This window comes from Bacillus cereus group sp. BfR-BA-01381, from assembly GCF_022663555.1.
In the GTDB taxonomy this organism is placed as follows: domain Bacteria; phylum Bacillota; class Bacilli; order Bacillales; family Bacillaceae_G; genus Bacillus_A; species Bacillus_A pacificus.
Window position 1 is genome coordinate 1 of sequence record NZ_JAKUFR010000074.1, and the last position, 24,413, is coordinate 24,413.

The window sequence follows — 24,413 nt, forward strand, 5'->3', positions numbered from 1 at the left end:
TGAAACGAGAGAAGTGAGAAAATCAGGCAGTAAAAAAGGTTATTTTTTCACAGGTTTAGTCGGAGCTGTAGTTGGGGCTGTCACAATTAGTTTTGCGGCACCATATATGCCATGGGCTCAAAATAATGGAGCGGCTGTATCATCATTCAGTTCGGATTCAAAAGTTGAAGGTACTGTAGTTCCTGTTGTCAATAAGGCAAAAAATGAAACGGATTTACCTGGTATGATTGAAGGTGCGAAAGATGTTGTTGTAGGTGTTATTAATATGCAACAAAGTATTGATCCATTTGCAATGCAACCGACAGGTCAAGAACAGCAAGCTGGTTCAGGATCCGGTGTTATTTATAAAAAAGCAGGAAATAAAGCGTATATTGTAACAAACAACCATGTAGTAGATGGAGCAAATAAACTTGCTGTAAAATTAAGTGATGGCAAAAAAGTAGATGCAAAACTTGTAGGGAAAGATCCTTGGTTAGATTTAGCTGTTGTAGAAATTGATGGATCTAACGTAAATAAAGTTGCCACTTTAGGTGATTCAAGTAAAATCCGTGCGGGTGAAAAAGCAATTGCAATCGGTAATCCACTAGGGTTTGATGGAAGTGTAACGGAAGGTATTATTAGTAGTAAAGAACGTGAAATTCCAGTAGATATCGATGGCGATAAACGCGCGGATTGGAATGCTCAAGTTATTCAAACAGATGCAGCAATTAACCCAGGTAATAGTGGGGGTGCATTATTTAACCAAAATGGTGAAATAATTGGGATTAATTCAAGTAAAATTGCACAACAAGAAGTTGAAGGAATTGGATTTGCTATTCCAATTAATATCGCAAAGCCAGTTATTGAATCACTTGAAAAAGACGGCGTAGTGAAACGTCCAGCTCTTGGAGTAGGTGTCGTTTCATTAGAAGATGTGCAAGCTTATGCAGTAAATCAATTAAAAGTGCCAAAAGAAGTAACAAATGGCGTTGTATTAGGTAAAATTTATCCAATATCACCGGCAGAAAAAGCTGGTTTAGAGCAATATGATATTGTAGTAGCATTAGATAATCAAAAAGTAGAAAACTCACTTCAATTCCGTAAATATTTATATGAAAAGAAAAAAGTAGGTGAGAAAGTAGAAGTTACATTCTATCGTAACGGTCAAAAAATGACGAAAACAGCTACTTTAGCAGATAACTCAGCTACAAAGAATCAATAATCGGAATAAAAGAAAGTCTCTTTCATGTTGAAAGAGACTTTCTTTATCGGCTATACTAAAGGAATAGGAGGGATTAATTATGATGATTGAAAACCCAACTCGTACGGAAATTGGTGAAGTATTAAAGAAAAGCAAAACAATTGCGGTTGTTGGTTTATCGGATAAGCCAGAACGTACATCGTATATGGTTTCAAAAGCAATGCAAGATGCTGGATACCGCATTATTCCAGTAAACCCAACAGTAGATGAGGTGCTAGGAGAGAAAGCAGTTGCTTCACTAAAAGATATTAAGGAACATGTTGACATTGTAAATGTATTCCGCCGTTCAGAATTTTTAATGGATGTTGCAAAAGAATTTGTGGAGATTGATGCAGATGTTTTTTGGGCACAATTAGGAGTACAAGATGAAGATACATATCAACTTTTAAAAGAAAAAGACTATACTGTAATAATGGATCGTTGCATAAAAGTAGAACATGCAATGACAAAATAGTATAGATTGTAAAGTTAGAAAGATTGCTTCAGCCCTTATTATAGATAAGTAGGGCCGATGAACGAGGTGTTCATCATGAGATTTTTTAAAGGCTGTTTTTGGGGATTGTTACTTGTAATCCCGTTTTGGATCTTGATCATTTGGATCATAATAAAGGTTTGGAATATGTAATCTTGGCATACATATCCATTTCTCGTTGACAAACGATTATTTTTCTGAAATAGTAGCCTAGAGGAATCCTTGTGAAAAAACAAGGATTTTTCTATTGAAAATGGTATATAAAAGAGATAAGATAACTTGCCAAAACTATAGTCGAGGCGTTATTCTATAATAGAAACATATGTTCTGATTTTGGATTAGGAAAGGGGCAAGGAGTTTGGCGAAGCATCAGTTCCAATATAATGAAGATGCGATTCAAGTGTTAGAAGGACTTGAAGCCGTTCGAAAACGCCCGGGTATGTATATCGGGAGCACGGACAGCCGTGGATTGCATCATTTAGTATACGAAATAGTAGATAACTCCGTTGATGAAGCGTTAGCGGGATTTGGCGACGAAATTTCTGTCGTAATACATAAAGATAATAGTATTAGCGTTATTGATAAAGGGCGAGGAATGCCTACGGGAATGCATAAACTTGGGAAACCGACACCTGAAGTTATTTTAACTGTACTTCATGCAGGCGGTAAGTTTGGTCAAGGTGGCTATAAAACAAGCGGTGGTTTACACGGTGTTGGGGCATCAGTTGTAAACGCCTTATCAGAATGGTTAGTCGTAACGATTAAGCGTGACGGAAATATTTATGAACAACGCTTTGAAAATGGTGGTGTTCCTGTAACGACGCTTGAAAAAATCGGAAAGACAAAAGAATCTGGTACGACAATGCATTTTAAACCAGATACAACAATTTTCAGTACAACAAATTATAACTATGAAACTTTATGTGAAAGATTACGCGAATCTGCATTTTTATTAAAAGGGATGAAAATCTCAATAAAAGATGAACGAAATGATTTAGAAGATGTGTTTCATTATGAAACAGGAATTGAAGCTTTCGTTTCATACTTAAACGAAGAGAAAGATTCGATTCATCCAGTTGTATATTTCTCTGGTGAACAAAATGGAATTGAGGCAGAGCTAGCATTTCAATTTAACGATGGCTACTCAGAAAATATTCTATCGTTTGTAAATAACGTACGTACAAAAGATGGTGGAACACATGAAGCTGGATTTAAGACAGCAATGACACGTGTGTTTAATGAGTATGCTCGTAAAGTTTCGCTATTAAAAGAAAAAGATAAAAACTTAGAAGGTACAGATATTCGTGAAGGTGTAGCGGCTATCGTTTCTGTACGTGTACCAGAAGAAGTACTTCAGTTTGAAGGACAAACGAAGGGGAAACTAGGTACAAGTGAAGCTCGGTCTTCAATTGATGCCATTGTATCAGAGCATTTAGCTTACTTTTTAGAAGAAAACCCGGACGTAGCTACACTTCTTGTGAGAAAAGCAATTAAAGCAGCACAAGCGCGTGAAGCCGCTCGTAAAGCGAGAGAGGAAGCGCGTACTGGTAAAAAGAAAAAGAAATCAGAAGGTACATTAAGTGGTAAGTTAACACCTGCACAATCACGTAACCCGCAGAAAAATGAACTGTACCTAGTAGAGGGTGACTCTGCCGGTGGTTCTGCGAAACAAGGACGAGATCGACGTTTCCAAGCGGTATTACCATTGCGTGGTAAAGTAATTAATACAGAAAAAGCAAAGCTTGCTGATATCTTCAAAAATGAAGAGATTAATACAATCATTTATGCAATTGGCGGCGGTGTAGGCAATGAATTCGATGTGGAAGATATTAACTACGATAAAGTTGTCATTATGACCGATGCTGATACAGACGGGGCGCATATTCAAGTATTGTTATTAACATTCTTCTACAGATATATGAAACCACTTATTGAAGCTGGTAAAGTGTTTATCGCACTTCCTCCTTTATACAAAGTAAGTAAAGGAAAAGGAAAAAGTGAAGTAATTGAATATGCATGGTCAGATGATGAATTAGATGAAGTAACGAAAAAAGTTGGAAAAGGTTACATGTTACAGCGTTATAAAGGACTTGGCGAAATGAATGCGGATCAATTATGGGAAACAACGATGAATCCTGAAACGCGTACATTAATTCGCGTGAAAATTGATGATGCAGCGAGGGCAGAGCGCCGCGTTACAACATTAATGGGTGATAAAGTAGAACCGCGTCGTAAATGGATTGAGCGCAATGTACAGTTTGGTATGCAAGAAGAAGGAAATATTTTAGAAAATGAAATGATTATGGAGACGGAGGTGGAATAACATGCAAGCAGAGAAGTTTCATGACCTCCCGCTTGAAGACGTGTTAGGTGATCGCTTTGCACGTTATAGTAAATATATTATTCAAGATCGCGCGCTTCCAGATGCTCGTGATGGCTTAAAACCAGTACAAAGACGTATTTTATATTCTATGTATGTAGAAGGAAACGTACACGATAAAGCATTCCGTAAGTCAGCTAAAACAGTTGGTAACGTTATTGGTAATTATCATCCGCATGGTGATTCCTCTGTATATGAGGCGATGGTACGTTTAAGCCAAACTTGGAAAGTACGTAATGTTTTAGTTGAGATGCATGGTAATAACGGTAGTGTTGACGGGGATCCAGCAGCAGCAATGCGTTATACGGAAGCCCGATTATCACCAATTGCATCTGAGTTATTACGTGATCTTGATAAAGAAACAGTAGAATTCGTATCCAACTTTGATGATACGAGTGAAGAACCGGTTGTTTTACCAGCAGCGTTCCCGAACTTATTAGTGAACGGATCTACAGGGATTTCCGCTGGTTATGCAACAGAAATTCCTCCGCATCATCTTGGAGAAGTTATTGACGCTACAATGATGCGTATTGATAAACCGAATAGTACTGTTGATGATTTATTAACAGTTATGAAAGGACCTGATTTCCCAACAGGTGGTATTATTCAAGGGATTGATGGTATTAAAAAGGCGTATGAAACAGGTAAAGGTAAAATTATTATTCGCGGGAAAGCAGAAGTTGAAACGGTTCGTGGTGGGAAACAGCAAATCGTAATTACTGAAATTCCATACGAAGTAAATAAAGCAAACCTTGTTAAGAAAATGGATGAGTTACGTCTAGATAAAAAATTAGATGGCATTGCTGAAGTGCGTGATGAGACAGATCGTACAGGTCTTCGTATTGTCGTAGAATTAAAAAAAGAAGCAAATTCTGAAGGTATTTTAAATTATTTATATAAAAATACAGATTTGCAAATACCATATAACTTTAATATGGTAGCGATTAATAATCGTCGTCCAACGCTTATGACATTACCGAAAATTTTAGATGCATATATTGGGCATCAAAAAGAAGTTGTTACGAGACGTTCACAATATGAATTAAGAAAAGCAGAAAATCGTCAACATATTGTAGAAGGTTTAAAGAAAGCATTATCGATTTTAGACCAAGTTATTGAAACGATTCGAGCTTCAAAAGATAAGCGTAATGCAAAAGATAATTTAAGTGCGAAATTTGGATTTACAGAAGCGCAAGCGGAAGCAATTGTATCCTTGCAATTATATCGTTTAACGAATACAGATATTACAGCACTACAACAAGAGGCAGATGAGCTTAATAAGAAAATTATTGAGTTACAGGCAATTTTACAAAGTGAAAAAAGATTACTTCAAGTCATTAAAACAGATTTAAAGAGAGTTAAGAAAACATATAGTGATGATCGACGTGCAATTATTGAAGATCAAATCGAGGAAATTAAAATCGATGTAGAAGTGATGATCCCACAAGAAGATGTCATCGTTACTGTAACGAAAGAAGGATATGTGAAACGTACTGGATGGCGCTCACATAATGCCTCAAACGGCAAAGACTTCGGTATGAAAGAGGGTGACATCTTACTTGAACGATTCGATACGAATACGACAGAGACAGTCCTCTTATTTACGAATAAAGGAAACTATATATATTTGCCAGTATACGAAATGCCAGATATTCGTTGGAAAGATTTAGGTCAGCACGTTGCTAATATCGTTTCACTCGACCGGGATGAAACCATTATTTGGGCAACTGTCGTACCGAACTTTGAGGAAGAAAAGCGATTTATCGTATTTGTAACAAAGAATGGTATGATTAAGAAGACAGAATTAAACCAATATAAAGTACAGCGTTACTCAAGAGCGTTCGTTGCTGTAAACTTGAAAAAAGATGATGAAGTTGTTGATATATTTGCGACAGATGGAACGAGTGATATCGTTCTTGCTACACACGGTGCATATGCACTTATTTTCCATGAAGATGAAGTAAGTCCAGTCGGTGTAAGAGCCGCTGGTGTGAAAGCAATTAATTTAAAAGAAGATGATTATGTCGCTTCTGGTAAACCATTAAATGGTGACAAAGATCAACTTATTCTCGTAACGCAGCGTGGTGCTGTAAAACGCCTAAAAGCATCAGAAATTGAGAAATCAACGAGAGCGAAGCGAGGTCTTGTTATTTTCAAAGAGTTAAAACGTAATCCATACCGCATTGTCGGTATTGAAATCGTTAGAGACGATGAACTAGTTTACATGAAGACAGAGAAACATATCGTAGAAGAAATTGATCCGAAAGCGTATCGAAATAAGGATCGGTATAGTAACGGTAGTTTAGTGCTAGATGTTAACGATACTGGTGAAGTTATTGAAACGTGGACGAAAAAACGACCGGAATAAAAAAAGCATCTTGCCATGAATAATGGCAAGATGCTTTTTTCTAGGCAATTTATTATGTAAATAATAATAATCTTGTTATAATAACTGAATGAAATCGTTCTCATAAAGTGGAATTCTAATCAGTGGGGATCTTACTGTCCGCAAATAGCCGGATAAATGGAGGGGCAACATGAAAAAAATAGGTGTAGGGATTGTAGGTTTTGGATTTTCTAGTACAACATTTCATATCCCATTATTACAAACGATAGAAGAATATGATATTCGTGCCGTATTATCTTCAAAAGAAGAGGTAGTAAAAGAAACATTACCGAATGCTAACGTCGTTAGTACAATTGATGAATTGGTGAAGCGAGCTGATATTGAATTAGTCGTCATTACTTCACCAAATACAACTCATTTTCCATATGTAAAAGAAGCAATATTAAACGGTAAGCATGTTGTTGTAGAGAAACCATTTGTTGTTTCAATTGAAGAAGGAGAAGAGCTTATTTCATTAGCAGAGCAGCATAATGTCGTATTAAGTGTATATCATAATCGTCGTTTTGATAATGATTTCTTAACAATTAAGAAATTATTAGAAGAAAATAGAATAGGTAACCTATACGCATATGAAGCGCATTTTGATCGTTTCCGTCCACATGTACGTGATCGCTGGAGAGAAAAGAACTTACCAGGATCAGGAATATTATATGATTTAGGATCGCATTTAATTGACCAAGCATTATCATTATTTGGGAAACCAAATGCGATAAGTGCAGATCTAATCAAACAACGACCAGGTGCAGAGGTGGATGATTATTTCCACATAGTACTTCACTACGGAGTTAAACGTGTCATTTTACGTAGTAGCAGTTATGTGAAAAAGGCAGGTCCACATTTTACACTGCATGGAGATAAAGGTTCTATCGTGAAATACGGTATGGATTCACAGGAAGAACAATTAAAAAATGGAATGAAGCCAGGCGATAACGGTTATGGAGTAGACGCTGAAGAGAATTTTGTTACTCTACAAACAGAAGAAGAGTTAGTACGTATTCCATCAGAAGTTGGCTGTTATGACATGTACTATAAAGGTGTAAGAGATAGCATTATAAATGGTGAGAAACCACCTGTAACAGCACAAGAAGGTTTAGAAGTAATTAAGCTAATTCAATTAGCGGTTGAAAGTAATGAAACGGGTAGAGTTATCACTGTAAAATAAAAAAGACACGAATTTCGTGTCTTTTTTATTAGGAATATGACAAATTATTTAGTTTAATCGCTTATCATACATTAACTGGATTTGGATGCCGTAAGGATCTTCAATAATACCATATGCTTCACTAAATACATTTTTTTCTAGTGGAGAGATTACCTTCACATTCTTATCGGAAATTAAATTATTATAAAATCTTTGTATTTCTTCTAAATTAGCGCTTTGAATGCAAAGTGACATGTTATTTCCAACGTTATAACCTTTGTTAGGATTCATTGTATCTTCTGCTATCATTAGCTTTGTATTCCCAATTTGTAAAACAGAGTGAGCAATATGATCTTTATTTTCACTTGTAATTTTGAAAGAACTATCTCTTTTCGCCAGTTCTTCATACGTAACAACCATTAACTTTTTGGCTTCTAAATTACGTATATAAAAATGAATTGCCTCCTTTGCTTGCCCATTCATTGAAAGAAAAATAGCTATTTCTAATGTCATAAATTTATAACTCCTTTATTAGTTAATAATTATAATATAGACTAAAAAGGTTTCAATACATGACACCTTTCGAGGAGGGAAATATGAAAAAAACGGAACGAATAAATGATATGCTTATTTTCTTAAATAATAAAAGATATTTTAATTTAAAAGATTTAATGGTTAGATATGATATTTCTAAAAGTACCGCGTTGCGAGATATTCAATCATTAGAAGAAATAGGTGTACCAATATATTCTGAACTAGGCAGAAATGGAAGTTATAAAATTATAGAAAATAGTGTGTTGTCACCAATTTATTTTAGTGTGGATGAAATGTATGCATTATACTTTTCAATTCTTACATTAAATGGATACAAGACAAAACCATTCAATATAGAAAGTATTGCGCTTGAAAATAAATTTAAACATGTCTTACCTGATAATGTGCGTAAAAATATTGCAATTATGGAACGAACGCTTTCTTTTGAAGTAACAAATCATAGTAATTTTAGTCCGTTCTTAAAAGAAATTTTGCAGGGGATTTTTGCTGAGCGAGTTTATCATTTAACATATTTAAAAAAAGATGTGGAGAAAGCCTTGATTGCACAATTTATTCGAATAGAATCTAAATTTGGCCAGTGGTATGCTAAAATCTTTAATTTTGAGACAAATAATGTTCAAATAATTAGATGTGATAAAATTCTTTCTATTGTGGAAACAAGTAATACGAAGCCAAAAAATCTTGAGGAACTATTAAATTATCTTGCTACTTTTCACAGAAAACCTGATGCAATTGATTTTATTGTCATTGTTAATCAAAGAGGAAAAGACATTTTTGATAAAGAGAATTATCCTTCCATGAAGATACAAAAAGAAAATGAACATTATATTATAACAGGCTATTTCAATAAACAAGAAGTTGATTTTATCTCGAACTATTTTCTGAATTTCGGTGAAACGATTATCTCAATTCAGCCTGTTATGCTAAAAGAGTTAATCTATAATAAGGTGTTATCTATAAAGCAGCATTTCACTTCTTTAAGATAAAGTTAGTTTTAGCCATTTATTTGACATGAAAAAGCCCTTGAGATTTAAATATCAAAGGGCTTTTTGTTGATTTTATTTGTTCTTTAGATACAATTATTTTTCTGGGACGGACAGTCCATAAAAGAACATCGTAACGATATCTTGTATATGTTTTTCACGATCTCCTTCAAGAAGTTGTGCTCCGAAATCATCACCTAATTTAGTGAACATTTGAATGTATAGCAACATCATTTCTTTAGTAAGGTGAGGGTTAATTTCATTTTTTTGCTGTGCTTGTTCTAATATTTCTAAATACCAAGGCAAGATTTTTTCGTTTTGATAACTATAAATAAACTTTCGGAGCTCTTCATCTCTTTGCATCATTTGTAGTAACATATCCGGCTGAAATAACCCACCAGTATTCATTTTTCTTACAATCATTTTTTGCATCATATCATGAAAAGGTAATTTTTCCGCTGCAAGATCTTTATAATATTGAAATTCAGATATAATAAATTCTTGTATAAGCTCTCGAAATAACGCATCTTTACTTCCGAAATGATTATAAATGGTAACTTGAGAAACGTTTGCTTCTTTTGCAATATGTTCTATTTTCACTTCATTAAATCCGCGTTCTGAAAATAATAAGAAGGCTGCCTCTTTAATAGCACGTTTTTTCTTTTCTTTCACTTTTTCAAAGCCGTTCAATGCAATCACCTCAATTAAAATATACAAGAAAAAATAATGAAAAACAATAATTTTGAAATATGGACATATAAATATTTCAAAAAGTTGTTGCGAATATGAAAGATGAGGAGTACAATAATTTTGAAATATCACATATTAAATATTTCAAAAAATGAGGTGGAATTATGATTTCAGTTCAAAATGTCACAAAAAAATTTTCAAATGGAAAAGGTTTGTTTCATATTACATTTGAAGTGAAAGAAGGGGAAGTATTCGGTTACTTAGGACCAAATGGTGCCGGGAAATCCACAACAATTCGTAATTTAATGGGGTTTATAAAACCGACAGATGGTAAAGCGACAATTTTTGGATTGGATTGTTGGAATGAAGCAGCGAAAATTCAAAGAGAAGTTGGCTATCTACCAGGAGAAATCTCTTTTATTGAAGGAATGAACGGATTAGAGTTTTTGAAGTTAATGCAAGGAATGCGTGGTTTAAAGGATACGAAAAAACGAGATGAATTAATAGAACGTCTACAATTCGATGTGAAAACACCGATTCGAAAAATGTCTAAAGGAATGAAGCAAAAAGTAGGGATTGTTGCTGCTTTTATGCATGATCCAGAAGTGTTAATTTTGGATGAACCAACTTCAGGACTCGATCCACTTATGCAGCAAGTATTTATAGATTTAATAGTAGAGGAAAAGCAAAGAGGGAAAACAATTCTTATGTCGTCGCATATTTTTACTGAAATTGAACGTACATGTGACCGAGTAGCGATTATTAAAGATGGTCGCCTTGTAACGGTTGAAAATATTCATGATTTACAAAGTATGAGACGACAAGTGATAGATGTAACCGTATCATCAGAGGAAGAGATTGAATCTCTTACACAATGTAATTTGCAATTTGAAGCGGTGAAAGGTAGAGAAGCTTCGATTATCGTACAAGGAAACTATCAAACTGTTTTACAAATACTTTCAAACTATAATGTAACGGCACTTCAAACGAGAGCAATGGATTTAGAACATTTATTTATGCATTATTACGATAAGGAAGAAGGGGTAAAGCATGAATAAGCAATTGTTTTTAGCTAGTTTGAAAGAAACCCAAAAAAGTATTTGGAGCTATGCTACGGGTGCAGCTTTATATTTATGGTTGTTAATTTGGATCTTCCCTTCAATGGTATCAGCGAAAGGTTTAAATGAATTAATAAGCGCTATGCCTGATAGTGTGAAAAAAATTGTTGGCATGGAAAGTCCGATTCAAAACGTAATGGATTTTTTAGCTGGCGAGTATTATAGTCTATTGTTTATTATTATTTTAACGATTTTTTGCGTAACAGTTGCAACACATTTAATTGCACGGCATGTAGATAAAGGGGCGATGGCATATTTGCTAGCAACGCCTGTATCTAGGGTGAAAATTGCAATCACGCAAGCGTCTATTCTTATATTGGGACTACTAATTATTGTAGCTGTTACGTATGTAGCAGGTATAGTAGGTGCAGAATGGTTTTTAGAAGATAATAATTTAAATAAAGAATTATTCCTGAAGATAAACGTAGTCGGAGGGCTCATCTTTTTAGTCGTTAGTGGTTATTCATTTTTCTTTTCTTGTATATGTAATGACGAAAGAAAGGCACTTAGCTACTCAGCAAGTTTAACAATATTATTTTTCGTAACGGATATGGTAGGTAAATTAAGTGATAAGTTAGAGTGGATGAGAAATATATCATTGTTTACGCTATTTCGTCCGAAAGAAATAGCTGAAGGAACGTATAATATATGGCCAGTAAGTATAGGTTTAACTGCTGGAGCACTTTGTATTTTTATAGCAGCAATTGTTGTGTTTAGGAAGAGGGATTTACCGTTATAGAGTAGAAAGTCCACTATATGAGTGGACTTTTTTTGATGAGGAGGAAACTAGTGGATCATTTATTCCGGGTGCAGCTATATGTAAATGATATAGAAAAGTCATTATTGTTCTATGAAGAAGTAATTGGTTTAAAGTTGTATAAACGAAATATGCATGCAGCACGTTTTAATTTCGACCAGTTTTCTTTATTACTAGTTAGTGATTCAAGATTGAATGAAAATCACTATTTTTACAATCGAAAAGAGATGAAGGGGAATGGCTTTGAACTAATTATTGTTGTCAATCGGATTGAAGAAGTATATGAACGTTGTAAAGAGAATCGGTGCACAATACAAGAAGAAATTCAAACTTATCCATGGGAGATGAGAGGATTTAAAATTGTGGATCCAGATGGGTATTTACTTAGAATTACATCTAAGTATAGGTAAACATGAAAAATGTTTACCTTTTTTTATGAAAATATTCAAAAAAATGAACCTTTTTCTAGGCTCATCCGTCTAATACATGTAAAGTTAAATTTGAAGTGAGGATGAAACAGGAGGAGCAATTGTGAAAGTAATCCCTTTATATAAAATGATTGTAAAAGAAGAAACCGATGTTTCTTTAGCGAAAAAAGGTGATCATGAAGCATTTATGAGGCTTATACATACAGAAAAAGTAAAGATGTATCGTATTGCAAAGGCTATGTTACGTGATGAGACAAATATAGAGGATGCGATACAAACAACAATTTTAAAAGCCTATGAGAATATAAAAAAATTAAAGAAAGAAGAGTTTTTTCAAACTTGGTTAATTCGAATTTTAATGAATGAATGTAATAACATTATTAGAACGTATAAAAAGATAATTGTGACAGAAGAGAATGATTACAATATGAGTGCGTGCGATCAGTATGAAGATATAGATTTGTGTAATGCGATTCAATCGTTACATGAAGAGTTAAGAGCTGTTACGGTGCTTTATTATTATGAAGATATGAATCAAGAGAGTATAGCGAAGCTTTTAGAAGTACCAAAAGGAACAGTGAAATCGAGATTGGCACGTGCGAGGGAACAACTACAGAAACGATTAAAGATGGAATAGGGGGTGCAAAGGATGGATAATGAAAAAATATTTGATGAGAAATTAAAAAAGAGAATAAACGAAGAGAATGTTATAGTACCGCCAGAGTTAAATGAAAAGATTAATCGTACACTACATAGTCTTCCGGTAAAAAAGAAAGGTTACAGAGTTTATATGATGGTTATAAGTGCTGCTGTTCTAGCACTTTCAATTGTGTCTATATCGGAGTTTTCTGATCAAATTTTTGCTCAAAACGGCGGAGTGTTTGAATATGTAAAGAAAAAGGCATTTTCTGATTACGAAAACGAAGAGGAAATAAAAGCGAATGTAAATTATCCAGATAAAGAAAAGATTCATGAAAAAATGCTAGATTCCATTGATCATTTTAATAATATTTCAGGACAATTTGAGGAATATTCTAGTTCGTCAAGAATTGCTACAACATACAAATATACGATTGATACGGAGCAACAAAGAGGTATCTCTTCGAAAGAAGATAAACTAGTGAAAAAACGAACCATTATATATAACGAGGGCAAGAAAAAAGAGTTTGATGACGAGAAGTATACGTACAAAGAAACAAAATGGAGCCCGAAAGAAAGAAACTATGAACTATTAAAATTAAATCCTACGGAAAGGTTATTGAGAAAATCAGGTGAGAAAAAAAGGTATGATGATGAATATATAGGATTCGCGAAGTATAGTATTCAATCCGAATTTGCTGATCTATTAATTCGATATAAAGATTGGAATTATAAAGAAACGAAGTATCTTGGACTGGATTGCTACAAAATAGAAGGGACAATAAATATAGAAATGCCTGTAAGTACATCTGAAGATTTAAGAGGGAAATTTGAAATGGTTGTAGAGAAAAATACGGGGATTATGCTAAAGTTCCTTAGTTTCCACGAAGGTATGATTCAATATTCGATTACAACAGAATGGATACAAATAAACAAAGGATTGAAAGAGAATACATTTCAAAAGGAAAGCGCTAATTATGAGAAAGTGAAAAATATATTGGATGAATAGAAAACGGAGGAAACAATATGGAGAATCATTCTTCTTCAAGAGAACAGAAAAATAAACGAAAATATAAAAAGACAACGATAGTAAGTGTATTGTTAGCGATATTACTATTTTGCGGATTTGGATATGGTACTTACGTATATATGAAAACTTCTAATCTCGTACAAAAATCAAATGTTAATTTAGCACGTGGTGAAAAATCAAATTTACGTGAGGAAACTGTAAAACCGATTAAGAATAATGTTTCACTTTTAATTATGGGAATTGATGAAAATCAAGAACGACAAAAGGAGTATAATGGTGCATTTCATACAGATGCACTACTGTTAGCTACTTTTAATAAAGATGATAAGACTGTGAAATTAACGAGTATACCACGTGATACATACACATATGTTCCGGTTGAAAAGAAAAAAGATAAAATAACGCATGCATATGGAAGTGGTTTCGTTAAAAATGGTAAAGATGGAGGGCCGCAAGCTTCAGTGGAAGCGGTAGAAAAGTTATTACAAGTGCCTGTTGATTATTTTGTAAAGTTTAATTTTAATTCATTTACTAAAATTGTTGATGGATTAGATGGGATTGAAGTAGATGTCCCTGTTGAATTTACGGAGCAAAATAGTAAAGATGAACCTGACGCGATCCATTTGAAAAAAGGACTACAAAAATTAACAGGGGAAGAGGCACTTGCCTTAGCAAGAACGCGTCATATTGATAGTGATGCAATGAGAGGACAGCGCCAACAACTTGTTATGGAAGCGATTTTAAGTAAATTAAAAAGTGTAGGATCGATTACGAAGCTAGAAAAAATAGTTGAGGCGGTTGACGGTGATTTTAAAACAAATTTAGTAATGGATGATATTTTATCTTTTTATAAATACGGTTTAAATAGTTCAGTTGAAAAAATACAATTAGCTGGTGATGATTTATATTTACCTAATGGTCCAAATGGGCAACGTGTATATTATTATAATCCTAATAAAAAAGATCTACAGAGTTTGAGCAATACTCTTAGAACACATCTAGGATTAAGTGAAAAGCAGATTGAGGAGAATTAAAGCAGATGTAATGTCTGCTTTTTTATTACGTTAAATAGTATGTCGTTTATATACAAATGTTATATACTATTTTCAAATTTAAGATAATAGTGTAACATAAAGTTGTAGCTTAAGTGAAATAACAGGGGGGCTATTACATAGAATATATCATTAGCAATTATTGAAATAGTATGGGAGAAATGAAAGAAACAGGGGAGTATCAAAAATGAGAATCATAAAGAATTTAACATTTCAAGTTATTGTGGCCATTATTTGTGGTATTGCAGTAGGAGCAATTTGGCCGAGTGTTGGACAAGAGATGAAGCCAATTGGTGAAACGTTCATCAATATGATTAAAATGGTTATTGCACCGATTATCTTTTTAACAATTGTGCTTGGTATTGCAAGTATGGGAAGTATGAAAAAGGTAGGTCGTGTTGGTGGTAAGGCATTATTATATTTTGAAATTGTTACAACTGCAGCTTTAATTATTGGTATCATCATAGCGAATGTTGTACGTCCCGGAGATGGAGTAGATCCCTCAAAGCTAAAGGGCGGAGATGTTTCGCAATATGTACAAAGCGGGCAAGAAATGAAGTGGGTGGATTTCTTTTTACATATTGTACCGTCTAACATGTTTGAAGCATTTGCAAAAGGTGATATTTTACAAGTGCTGTTCTTCTCCATTTTATTCGGTGCTGGGTTAACGATGTTAGGGAAAAATGGACAACCGGTAATCGATTTTTTTGAAAGATTATCGAAAGTATTTTTTAACATTTTATCAATTGTAATGAAATTAGCACCGATTGGAGCATTCGGCGGGATGGCGTTTACAATTGGCAAATATGGTTTAAGTACACTTATTCCACTTGGTAAATTAATGATTTGTGTGTATGCGACAATGGCATTATTTGTTTTTATTGTTTTAAATTTTATTTGTAAACTGTACAAATTTAGTTTGTGGAAATATTTAGCTCACATTAAAGAAGAATTACTCATTGTTCTCGGGACATCATCATCAGAATCAGTATTGCCGCGAATGATGACAAAGATGGAAGACTTCGGATGTTCGAAGCCAGTAGTAGGTTTAGTCATTCCGACGGGATACTCTTTTAATTTAGATGGAACGACCATTTATTTATCGATGGCTACTATATTTTTAGCTCAAGTCTTTCACGTCGATCTTTCACTAGGTCAACAATTAACGATAATAGCTATTTTATTAGTTACATCTAAAGGTGCAGCAGCAGTAACAGGTGGAGGGTTTATTGTATTAGCATCTACGTTATCTGCGATGAATGTTATTCCATTAGAAGGGTTAGCACTATTGCTTGGTGTAGATCGTTTTATGTCAGAGGCACGTGCTATTGTCAATTTAATTGGTAACGGTATTGCGACTGTAGTTGTTGCAAAAAGTGAAAATGAATTTGATGAAGAGAAGTATACGAGAGTAATAGAGGAAATGAAAAAAGAGAAAATGGTCGGATAAAAAAGTCAGCAAAGCTGACTTTTTTATTTTTGTAGAAAAGAGGTTTGTTATGATATACATTATTTATTAACAATAATTTACAGGTTCTTTATAGTGGAAGGATATAAAGGCTATTAAATCAGTACATATAATTCAATGAGGTATAGTGTTTCGAAAGATTATGGAATTTTTATGAATATTACTGTAAAAAAATAATTTTTTTAAAATTTTCAATAATAACACTTTACAAAACTCAAAAAATTAGTAGAATAATAGTTAATAAGAATCTTCTGATAAATATATAAAGAAAAACAGAATTATCAGAAAATTCTTAAATGAGAGCGTTTAGAATTAGGGAGGGTACAGAAAGTGAAAAAGAAAAAAATGAAAAAACTAACAGCAGTTGTAGCACCAGTTTTAGCAATGAGTATGGCATTGACAGCATGTTCTACATCAGGCGGAGATAAGAAGACAAGCACAAATTCTAGCTCAGGCGGAGATAGCAAATCAGGAGAAAAATTAGCAGCGAAACAAGTGTTCAATAAAACAGAAAATCAGGAAATTCCAACAATGGATACGTCGAAAAGTACAGATACATTAGGTTCTCAAATTTTAGGGAACACAATGGAAGGTTTATACCGTTTAGATAAAGAGAATAAACCAATCCCAGCTGCGGCAGAATCAAGCACGAAGAGTGAGGATGGTAAAAAATATACATTCAAATTACGTAAAGATGCAAAATGGTCCAATGGTGATGCTGTAACAGCGAAAGATTTCGTATTTGCATGGCAACGTTTATTAGATCCAAAAACAGCTGCTGAGTATGCATTTATTGCATTCCCAATTAAAAATGCAGAAGCGGTTAATAAAGGTGAAAAACCTGTAACAGAATTAGGAGTTAAAGCAGTAGACGACCTTACTTTAGAAGTTGAATTAGAACAAGCAGTACCATACTTCTTAAACTTAGTAGCATTCCCATCGTACTATCCATTAAATGAGAAGTTCGTAAAAGAAAAAGGGGATAAATACGGTTTAGAATCTGATACAACAGTATATAATGGGCCGTTCGTTCTAACGGATTGGAAGCATGAACAAGGCTGGAAACTGAAGAAGAATGATCAATATTGGGATAAAAAGACTGTAAAATTAGATGAAATTAACTATAGTGTTGTAAAAGAGCCAGCAACTATTGTGAATTTATATGATAGTGGGCAAATTGATTTCGGTTTATTAACAGGAGAATTCGTTGACAAATATAGAAATAATAAAGAGGAATATGGGGTGTATAACGAACCAAGTACGTTCTTTATACGTTTAAACCAAAAACGTGGTGGACAAGATACACCATTAAAGAGTAAAAAATTACGTGAAGCAATTGCGCTATCAATTGATAAAAAGAATTTAACAAATGTTATTTTAAATGATGGGTCAAAACCTGCAGATTATTTAGTGCCGAAAGGATTAGCAGCTGGACCTGATGGGAAAGACTTCCAAGAAACGTTTAAAAACGGTGTTAAACCAGATGCGAAAAAAGCAACTGCTGCATGGGAAGAAGCGAAAAAAGAACTTGGAAAAGATCAAGTTACAATTGAGTTTTTAAACTATGATACTGGTAATGCGAAAAAAGTTGGGGAATATGTAAAAGATCAAATTGAGAAAAACTTAAAAGGTGTAACAGTAAATATTAAACTGCAACCGTTTAAACAAAAACTTAAATTAGAATCAGATCAAGATTATGATATTTCATATGGCGGATGGAGCCCAGATTATGCGGATCCAATGACATATTTAGATATGTTTGAAAGTAAGCACTCTCATAACCAAATGAGTTTCTCTGATCAGAAATATGATGAAATAATTAAAAAAGCTGGTGGGGAATTAATGAGTGATGCGAAGAAACGCTGGGAGGAACTAGGGAAAGCAGAGAAATTACTTCTTGAAGAAGATGTAGCCCTTGTACCTTTATATCAAAGTGCTAGATCTTATGTTATGAAACCACATGTAAAAGGTGTTGTTAAGCATAATATTAGCCCAGAATACAGCTATAAGTGGGCATATGTTACTGAAAAATAATGAAGTGACCCCCGAAAGTTAGACAGGTCGGTTCATTAGGCAACCTCTAGGGTATGAGCCCGGTATTGTACTGGGCTCATACCCTTTAATTTTGCCTTAATTCTTTTATGATTATAGTAGTCTATATACTTTGCTGATTCTTGTTTGAAATGTGTTATACTTTCAAATTCTTTTCGATACAGAAATTCCGATTTCATGATACCGAAAAAATTTTCAATAACGGCATTGTCATAACAGTTTCCTTTACGAGACATACTTTGTGTTATGCCATATTGCTTAAGAGAATGACGGTATTGTTTCATTTGATAGTGCCACCCTTGATCAGAATGAATGAGGAGTTTGTCTTGATCTGTTACGTGTTCAAAGGCTTGGTCTAACATTGTTGAAACAAGGGAATAGGTCGGTCTTGAACCAATTTTATACGTGATAATTTCACCATTAAATAAATCCAATATCGGTGATAGGTATAACTTCTCCCCAAATAACTTAAACTCCGTAATATCTGTAACCCACTTCTCATTTGGTTTTTTCGCTTGGAAATTGCGATTTAAAATGTTAGGCGCAATTTGCCCAACTGTCCCTTTGTAAGAACGATATTTTTTCATACGAACAAGGCAGTTGGTGAATTTCGTAAGAATAATCTAGGTATCTCAGAGAAATCAGATTCAATGGATGCCAATGTAATGTCCTATATGGGATGGCATAAACAGCTCCATCCTCACATGCATGGAGTTACTTTAATAAAACCTCAAACTGTCTTACAATCCCTATTTCGGACAGTCATGCGAGATTGATGGTATTTAAATGTTCAGTTAACTCGTAGAAAAAATCAAGTTCAACAATTATTAAAAGTAACATACCCAGATTTAAAGCATTTAAAAAATTGGGTACCTCTTCTGTAATGAAATTAGTACTGAAATACCCTACGGGTCTTTACATGAAGAAATCATCGGAAGATGAACTGTATAAAGCAAATTCTAAAGTAGGAGCGAAAAGTGTGGCGAAAAAAGCTGCTAAAGTGTTATCTGAAATTATGCCATATACAGTAGCTGTACCTGTGGAACATTTAGTTGGAAGGGAAAGATGGGTTATAGAAGAAGCCATACGGCTTGAGGAAAGTATTAAACTTATTGATATGGAAATTCATAATCTCCTTTGGGAGAATTCTGAAAAAGGAATTGATCCACATCCATATACAGATTTACTCCTTTTATTCCCTTTTGTAAGTGAAAATATAGCTTGTACGTTAATCGGTGTAATAGGTGATGTAGATCGATTTAATACATATAAAGAGTTTAAGAAATACCTTGGTGTTTTAGCTAAAAATTCGCAATCTGGGACTTCTGTACGCTCGACAAAACAGACATACAGTGGTGTTCGTGATGCACGTCGAGTACTTTATCAGATGTCCATGATGATGTTAGCAAATGGAAAACGAAAACCTACGGTTTTTAAAGCATATTATGATCGTAAAGTGGAAGAAGGAATGATAAAGAAAAAGTAATTGGTCACCTTTGTGGTAAAATTGCAAATTTAATCTATACAACTTTAAAAAGTGGCCATACGATTCAAAAATACATGCAGCAGCTTGTGGAATAGAATGGTATAAAGTGTATAAATTAGAAGAAAAACAAGATTCTGTACTATTAAATTAGAGGTATAGGATACTTTAATAATAACTATAAAGTAAAGTTACAAAATAGCAAAAAGAAAAAGGGATTTTGAGGTGAATATTAATGAGAAGTGAAAAAGAAACGTTTAATTTAATAATAGGAACAGCTAAAAAAGATGAACGAATTCGAGCAGTATATATGAATGGTTCAAGAACAAATCCTAATGCCCCAAAAGATAAAACCTGGATTCATACTTTTGGAGATTTACTTATGATACAAGAGCCTGATAGAAATAATGAATCAGCTGGTATGGATATGGATTTTGATAGGTCTTATGGGTAATTTAATGCTTTTTACAGACGGAAATCGTGTAGATCTTCATATTGAAACGAAAGATACAATGATTGAGGGATATATATATGAATGATAAACTTACAGTTTCATTATTAGATAAGGATAACATTCTACCACTTATTCCAGCGCCTACAGATATTGATTATCATGTGAAAAGGCCAACAGCATCTATGGTTATGAGCTGTTGTAATGATTTTTGGTGGTGTCTACAAAACGTTGCAAAAGGGATTTGGCGTGATGAATTACCATCATATGCCAAGCAAATGTTTGAATATGTAATAAGAGGTAGAGTAGATAAGATGGTTTCTTGGTGGGTTGGTATAAGACATGACTTCCAAGTTTCAACTGGAAAAATGGGGAAGTATTTTAAAAGTTATCTTCCTGAATCGTATTGGGAGATGTATGAAAAAACTTATTCTGACAATAATTACGAGAATTTTTGGGATTCTATATTTGTTACTTGTGAATTGTTTAGAACTTTAGCAGAAGATGTTGCGGATAACTTACTGTTCACATATCCAATTGACGACGATGTAAATATGACGAAATATCTTAAACATGTAAGAAATTTACCTTCTGATGCAAAAGAAATACTTTAATTAAATCTATATATAAGTTATAGTTTTTCCAAAAAAGCAATTAAGTAATGGAATATTCTTGAATAAACAACGATTTTTCATTCGTTTTCCTAAGTCTATTAAAATACCATAGATCCCTACTTTTTTAGTTGAAAGTAGGGATTATTTTTGGGGAGGGAGAATTTGGATTTCCCCTAAAGTACTACACTACATTTAATTTTCGATATAAGATACTTCACTGTACTTATAGGGGGACCACTCCATCGCTATTAAGCTAATAAAATAAAATTCCTCCTTAAATGAAAAAATACGCTATTCTTTCTATAGAATCATACGAAAGGATGGCGTTTTTGTATGTCTATGTCTGTATCTGACAAACTACAACTATTTGCTCGAAAAATTCAAAATTCCTTATCCCCAAATACCTTACGAAATCTTACTAGAGATGTTAGTTTTGTGCAAAGAGCCAGTAAGTACCAAGCAGAAGATTTAGTCGCTTTATGTGTATGGATGAATTAAAATATCGCTACGACGTCTTTAACTCAGTTATCTAGCTGTTTAGAAGCCTCAACAGAAGTGCTCATCAGTCCCGAGGGACTGAATCAACGATTTAATAAAGGAGCCGTCCAATTTTTACAACATGTATTAGCTGAACTACTAAACTAAAAATTGGCTTCATCTATGCCAATTTCTTCTCCATAAACGTCTGCTTTCAAGCTTATTTGTATTTTAGATTCCACTGTTTTTCAACTCCCAGATCCATTCTCATTCGTTCATCCAGGTGCAGGAGGGTGCAGACATAAAGCTGGGATGAAAATTAAACTTGAGTATGACCTGTTAAGCGGACAGTTCCTATATATTCATACTGGTCTAGGTAAACAACATAATCGAACCTACGGTTCTCCGTGTGTCCTAACTATAACAGCGAATGATTTATGTATGTGAGATTTAGCTTATTTTTATTTAAAAGATCTTTAACATATACAAGATAAAAAGGCTTATTATATCTCTTGGATCAAGTCGAATACACGTATTTATCAAAAAATCCCAAACCTGATTACTTTCAAGATGGAAGAATCAAAAAAGTACAGAGTTTGTACAGATAGATATGGAAATCTTAATGAACTCTCTTAAGCCAGGACAAACATGTGAAATATCCGACGCCTATGTAAGAATGACTGATAAAGTACCAACTCGTGTGGTTGTACATCGATTAACAAAAGAACAACAAAAAAACGATTACAAAATCAAGCTGTAAGAGAAAAGAAGAAAGAAATGAAGTATTCTTATTGTATTTCAGGATCTTTTTGAATGTAGAAATTACTTATTAAAATAAGATGAAATTAAATATTTTTATTTTTCTGTATTTTCAAACTAATATTTATCAACATGTATTTGGAAATATATGTAGTAATATATATAGTAATATATGTAGTAATATATGTAGTAATATATGTAGATAAAATTATATTTTAATAGTACAGAAAAATAATTTTAAAAATAAGAAGGAAGGGGAAATTATGAATTTAATATGTTTACCGTATGCAGGTGGTTCAGCAAGTGTTTTTAATACATGGACTGAGCTCTTATCCCCAGAAATTAATGTTTGTGGTATTGAGTTAGCGGGCAGAGGGCGAAGATTTCAAGAGGAATTAAGCATTCATATAATTGATGTAGTAGAAGATATTTATAATAAAATTTATCAGAAAATAGATAATAATCCGTATTCTATTTTTGGTCATAGTATGGGTGGGTTAATTGCATATGAATTAGGCCACAAAATACAAGAAGAGGGACGGCCTATGCCGGAATTGTTTGTTTTTTCTGGAAGATCAGCTCCTCAATTTAAGAGTAAAGAGGTCGTCCATAAATATAATGATGAACAACTTTGTGAAAAAATTTTGAGGTTGGGTGGAACTCCGGTTGAACTACTTGAGAATAAAGAATTGTTAGATATATATTTGCCTATTATAAGGGCAGATTATAAGATTGTAGAAACTTACAGTTTATCAGATCAACGTCAAGTACTAGATGTTCCATTTCATGTGTTTTATGGAAGCCAAGATAATGTTTTATTAAGTGAAATTTTGTTATGGAAAGATCATACCAGCAAAACATGTAATTTTTATGAATTTGATGGAGGGCATTTTTTTATAAAACAAAAAGAATCACTAGTAATAGATTTATTGAATCAACTTCTTGTTAGCAAATTATAGCAGAATGAACCTTTATGAAGTGATAAAAACCTTTTAATATATTTATTTTAATTATAATATTAACTAATTTCATTATTTAGAATGTTGACTTTGGTATTTTTTGTTATATATTGTATAAATATATGGTATATTTTAAATAAAATACCATACACTTCATGTTTTAACGTAGGGAAATATTTAGCGAATTTTAACATTATTGATTTAAAAATAGTTAATAAATTAGTGATTCTAATATAAAAGAATAATAATTTTAAAGAAGTAGGGTGATGTTTATTTCTAAATTAATATAGAATAATAAAAAATTAAAGTTATAAAAATAAAAAACAGAATATTCTCTAAAAATACAGACTTAAGTTTGTTCAATATAAAAAGTGAAATCAGGAGGAGTTACTTTATATGGAACATAAAAGTGTATTATACAGTACAGATAATTTAAATGACATATCTGTAGAAGGTAATTGTAAACAGGATTTAACAGACAAAATATCAAGCACAGATTATTCGTGGAAAGTAGATTATGGTTATGTGAAAAACACTGAAGAATTGCTTCTTTCAACTACATTAAGTAAATCTGTTAAACTACTAAGTGAACAGAAAAAAGTGACGTTGTTAACAACAATACTTGCAAGCTTACATATATTATTTTTATGTAATAATTCTGAAGAAGATGTTGAAATAGAAATGATGTTAGACAGTAGTCAACAGGGATATAAGGAAAATGGGGAAATTATTGATAGTACAATAATCAATACGAAAGTATCAAAAATAATGAAATTTCATGATTTTCTTCAGGAAATAAATTTTGAAACGTGTGAATATTATTCTGGTCATAATTATCAAAAAAATGATAAGAAATTGAATGGTGAATTTGATTTTTTATTAGGAACTCGTTTTATAGTTAAAGTAAATGGTTCAATGTATGTTTCTAATTCTAAAATCATAGGATTAGAGAATAATAGTGGTCAATTCGATTTTCAAATTAAATTTTCTGAAAATACAAATAGATTAAAAATTTCTTTGGAGTATAATAAAAATCAAGTTAATTCACAAAAAAACAGTGGTATATTGGAGAGCTTTAATGCTTTATTAAGTAATATTGTTTTAAACTCAGATCAATGTTTAGGTGAGTTTTCCTTATTAACAAATTACGAACAACAAATGTTGCTGGATTGGAATAAGACAGAAACAGAATATCCAAAAGATAAATGTGTACATCAATTATTTCAGGAACAAGTAGAAGTGTATCCAGATACAATTG

Annotated in this window: 18 protein-coding genes and 4 pseudogenes; 19 read left to right on the top strand and 3 right to left on the bottom strand. The window is 33.1% G+C overall.

The window, feature by feature from the left end; translation table 11 throughout:
* From MR079_RS21325 to MR079_RS21345, 5 genes are all read left to right on the top strand, one after another.
* Positions 1 to 1,201: S1C family serine protease (locus MR079_RS21325; RefSeq protein WP_242294575.1), on the top strand; the 1,201-nt coding region annotated here is incomplete at its 5' end.
* 79 nt (positions 1,202 to 1,280) lie between these two features.
* The gene (locus tag MR079_RS21330; protein ID WP_000972424.1) at positions 1,281 to 1,694 is read left to right on the top strand and encodes a CoA-binding protein; all 414 of its coding nucleotides are present in this window, start codon (positions 1,281 to 1,283) and stop codon (positions 1,692 to 1,694) included.
* A gap of 376 nt (positions 1,695 to 2,070) precedes the next feature.
* On the top strand, positions 2,071 to 4,035 hold the full coding sequence (gene parE, locus MR079_RS21335) for a DNA topoisomerase IV subunit B (protein WP_001062200.1): 1,965 nt from the start codon (positions 2,071 to 2,073) through the stop codon (positions 4,033 to 4,035).
* 1 nt (position 4,036) lies between these two features.
* Positions 4,037 to 6,460, top strand: coding sequence for a DNA topoisomerase IV subunit A (parC, locus tag MR079_RS21340; protein WP_001147477.1), 2,424 nt, complete (start codon positions 4,037 to 4,039; stop codon positions 6,458 to 6,460).
* Positions 6,461 to 6,629: 169 nt separating this feature from the next.
* Positions 6,630 to 7,661: an oxidoreductase gene (locus tag MR079_RS21345; protein ID WP_139866319.1), complete on the top strand. Its 1,032-nt coding sequence runs from the start codon at positions 6,630 to 6,632 to the stop codon at positions 7,659 to 7,661.
* Positions 7,662 to 7,709: 48 nt separating this feature from the next.
* Here MR079_RS21345 and MR079_RS21350 read toward each other — a convergent pair whose 3' ends face one another.
* Positions 7,710 to 8,153, bottom strand: coding sequence for a VOC family protein (locus MR079_RS21350; RefSeq protein WP_139866318.1), 444 nt, complete (start codon positions 8,151 to 8,153; stop codon positions 7,710 to 7,712).
* 59 nt (positions 8,154 to 8,212) lie between these two features.
* On the opposite strand from MR079_RS21350, the gene MR079_RS21355 reads away from it, so the two are divergent.
* Positions 8,213 to 9,181 (top strand): helix-turn-helix transcriptional regulator, encoded by a 969-nt coding sequence (locus MR079_RS21355; RefSeq protein ID WP_139866317.1) that lies wholly within the window; start codon positions 8,213 to 8,215, stop codon positions 9,179 to 9,181.
* 93 nt (positions 9,182 to 9,274) lie between these two features.
* On the opposite strand, the gene MR079_RS21360 is transcribed toward MR079_RS21355, so the two are convergent.
* On the bottom strand, positions 9,275 to 9,877 hold the full coding sequence (locus MR079_RS21360; protein WP_223290765.1) for a TetR/AcrR family transcriptional regulator: 603 nt from the start codon (positions 9,875 to 9,877) through the stop codon (positions 9,275 to 9,277).
* A 155-nt stretch (positions 9,878 to 10,032) separates the two neighbouring features.
* On the opposite strand from MR079_RS21360, the gene MR079_RS21365 reads away from it, so the two are divergent.
* The 8 genes from MR079_RS21365 (at position 10,033) to MR079_RS21400 (ending at position 18,394) form a co-directional block, all read left to right on the top strand.
* A complete protein-coding gene (locus MR079_RS21365; RefSeq protein WP_139866315.1) occupies positions 10,033 to 10,926 on the top strand; it encodes an ABC transporter ATP-binding protein in 894 nt (297 codons plus the stop codon).
* Positions 10,919 to 11,725, top strand: coding sequence for an ABC transporter permease subunit (locus tag MR079_RS21370; RefSeq protein WP_139866314.1), 807 nt, complete (start codon positions 10,919 to 10,921; stop codon positions 11,723 to 11,725). The genes MR079_RS21365 and MR079_RS21370 overlap by 8 nt, the downstream gene beginning before the upstream one ends.
* A 50-nt stretch (positions 11,726 to 11,775) precedes the next feature.
* Positions 11,776 to 12,153 carry a VOC family protein gene (locus tag MR079_RS21375; protein ID WP_242294576.1) on the top strand — a complete coding sequence of 126 codons (378 nt, stop codon included), beginning with the start codon at positions 11,776 to 11,778 and terminating at the stop codon, positions 12,151 to 12,153.
* A gap of 121 nt (positions 12,154 to 12,274) precedes the next feature.
* The gene (locus MR079_RS21380) at positions 12,275 to 12,808 is read left to right on the top strand and encodes a sigma-70 family RNA polymerase sigma factor (RefSeq protein WP_000864742.1); all 534 of its coding nucleotides are present in this window, start codon (positions 12,275 to 12,277) and stop codon (positions 12,806 to 12,808) included.
* Positions 12,809 to 12,820: 12 nt separating this feature from the next.
* Positions 12,821 to 13,819 (top strand): anti-sigma factor, encoded by a 999-nt coding sequence (locus MR079_RS21385; protein ID WP_139866311.1) that lies wholly within the window; start codon positions 12,821 to 12,823, stop codon positions 13,817 to 13,819.
* Between the two features lie 17 nt (positions 13,820 to 13,836).
* Positions 13,837 to 14,874: an LCP family protein gene (locus MR079_RS21390; protein ID WP_139866310.1), complete on the top strand. Its 1,038-nt coding sequence runs from the start codon at positions 13,837 to 13,839 to the stop codon at positions 14,872 to 14,874.
* A gap of 205 nt (positions 14,875 to 15,079) precedes the next feature.
* Positions 15,080 to 16,342: a dicarboxylate/amino acid:cation symporter gene (locus MR079_RS21395; RefSeq protein WP_242294577.1), complete on the top strand. Its 1,263-nt coding sequence runs from the start codon at positions 15,080 to 15,082 to the stop codon at positions 16,340 to 16,342.
* Positions 16,343 to 16,690: 348 nt separating this feature from the next.
* Positions 16,691 to 18,394 carry a peptide ABC transporter substrate-binding protein gene (locus tag MR079_RS21400; protein WP_242294578.1) on the top strand — a complete coding sequence of 568 codons (1,704 nt, stop codon included), beginning with the start codon at positions 16,691 to 16,693 and terminating at the stop codon, positions 18,392 to 18,394.
* Between the two features lie 35 nt (positions 18,395 to 18,429).
* Here MR079_RS21400 and MR079_RS21405 read toward each other — a convergent pair.
* Positions 18,430 to 19,011, bottom strand: a pseudogene (locus tag MR079_RS21405) (IS3 family transposase); the annotation flags it as partial.
* Between MR079_RS21405 and MR079_RS29590 the strand changes: the two are divergent.
* From MR079_RS29590 to MR079_RS21430, 5 genes and pseudogenes are all read left to right on the top strand, one after another.
* Positions 18,988 to 20,049, top strand: a pseudogene (locus MR079_RS29590) (IS110 family transposase); the annotation flags it as partial. The pseudogenes MR079_RS21405 and MR079_RS29590 overlap by 24 nt on opposite strands.
* Before the next feature lie 81 nt (positions 20,050 to 20,130).
* Positions 20,131 to 20,960: pseudogene (locus MR079_RS21415) on the top strand (aminoglycoside 6-adenylyltransferase).
* Positions 20,961 to 21,293: 333 nt separating this feature from the next.
* Positions 21,294 to 22,226 (top strand): annotated as a pseudogene (locus MR079_RS21420) (IS4 family transposase); the annotation flags it as partial.
* Positions 22,227 to 22,459: 233 nt separating this feature from the next.
* Complete coding sequence (locus MR079_RS21425) at positions 22,460 to 23,155, top strand: thioesterase II family protein (RefSeq protein ID WP_242294579.1); 696 nt, start codon at positions 22,460 to 22,462, stop codon at positions 23,153 to 23,155.
* Positions 23,156 to 23,551: 396 nt separating this feature from the next.
* Positions 23,552 to 24,413, top strand: an 862-nt coding sequence (locus tag MR079_RS21430) for a hypothetical protein (protein WP_242294580.1), incomplete at its 3' end; no start/stop codon positions are given.

Excerpts from the sequence above, each read along its gene's own strand:
- MR079_RS21330 (WP_000972424.1), top strand. The coding sequence starts at position 1,281 with ATGATGATTGAAAACCCAACTCGTACGGAAATTGGTGAAGTATTAAAG.
- parC (WP_001147477.1), top strand. The coding sequence starts at position 4,037 with ATGCAAGCAGAGAAGTTTCATGACCTCCCGCTTGAAGACGTGTTAGGT.
- MR079_RS21345 (WP_139866319.1), top strand. The coding sequence starts at position 6,630 with ATGAAAAAAATAGGTGTAGGGATTGTAGGTTTTGGATTTTCTAGTACA.
- MR079_RS21350 (WP_139866318.1), bottom strand. The coding sequence starts at position 8,153 with ATGACATTAGAAATAGCTATTTTTCTTTCAATGAATGGGCAAGCAAAG.
- MR079_RS21355 (WP_139866317.1), top strand. The coding sequence starts at position 8,213 with ATGACACCTTTCGAGGAGGGAAATATGAAAAAAACGGAACGAATAAAT.
- MR079_RS21365 (WP_139866315.1), top strand. The coding sequence starts at position 10,033 with ATGATTTCAGTTCAAAATGTCACAAAAAAATTTTCAAATGGAAAAGGT.
- MR079_RS21370 (WP_139866314.1), top strand. The coding sequence starts at position 10,919 with ATGAATAAGCAATTGTTTTTAGCTAGTTTGAAAGAAACCCAAAAAAGT.
- MR079_RS21385 (WP_139866311.1), top strand. The coding sequence starts at position 12,821 with ATGGATAATGAAAAAATATTTGATGAGAAATTAAAAAAGAGAATAAAC.
- MR079_RS21390 (WP_139866310.1), top strand. The coding sequence starts at position 13,837 with ATGGAGAATCATTCTTCTTCAAGAGAACAGAAAAATAAACGAAAATAT.
- MR079_RS21395 (WP_242294577.1), top strand. The coding sequence starts at position 15,080 with ATGAGAATCATAAAGAATTTAACATTTCAAGTTATTGTGGCCATTATT.
- MR079_RS21425 (WP_242294579.1), top strand. The coding sequence starts at position 22,460 with ATGAATTTAATATGTTTACCGTATGCAGGTGGTTCAGCAAGTGTTTTT.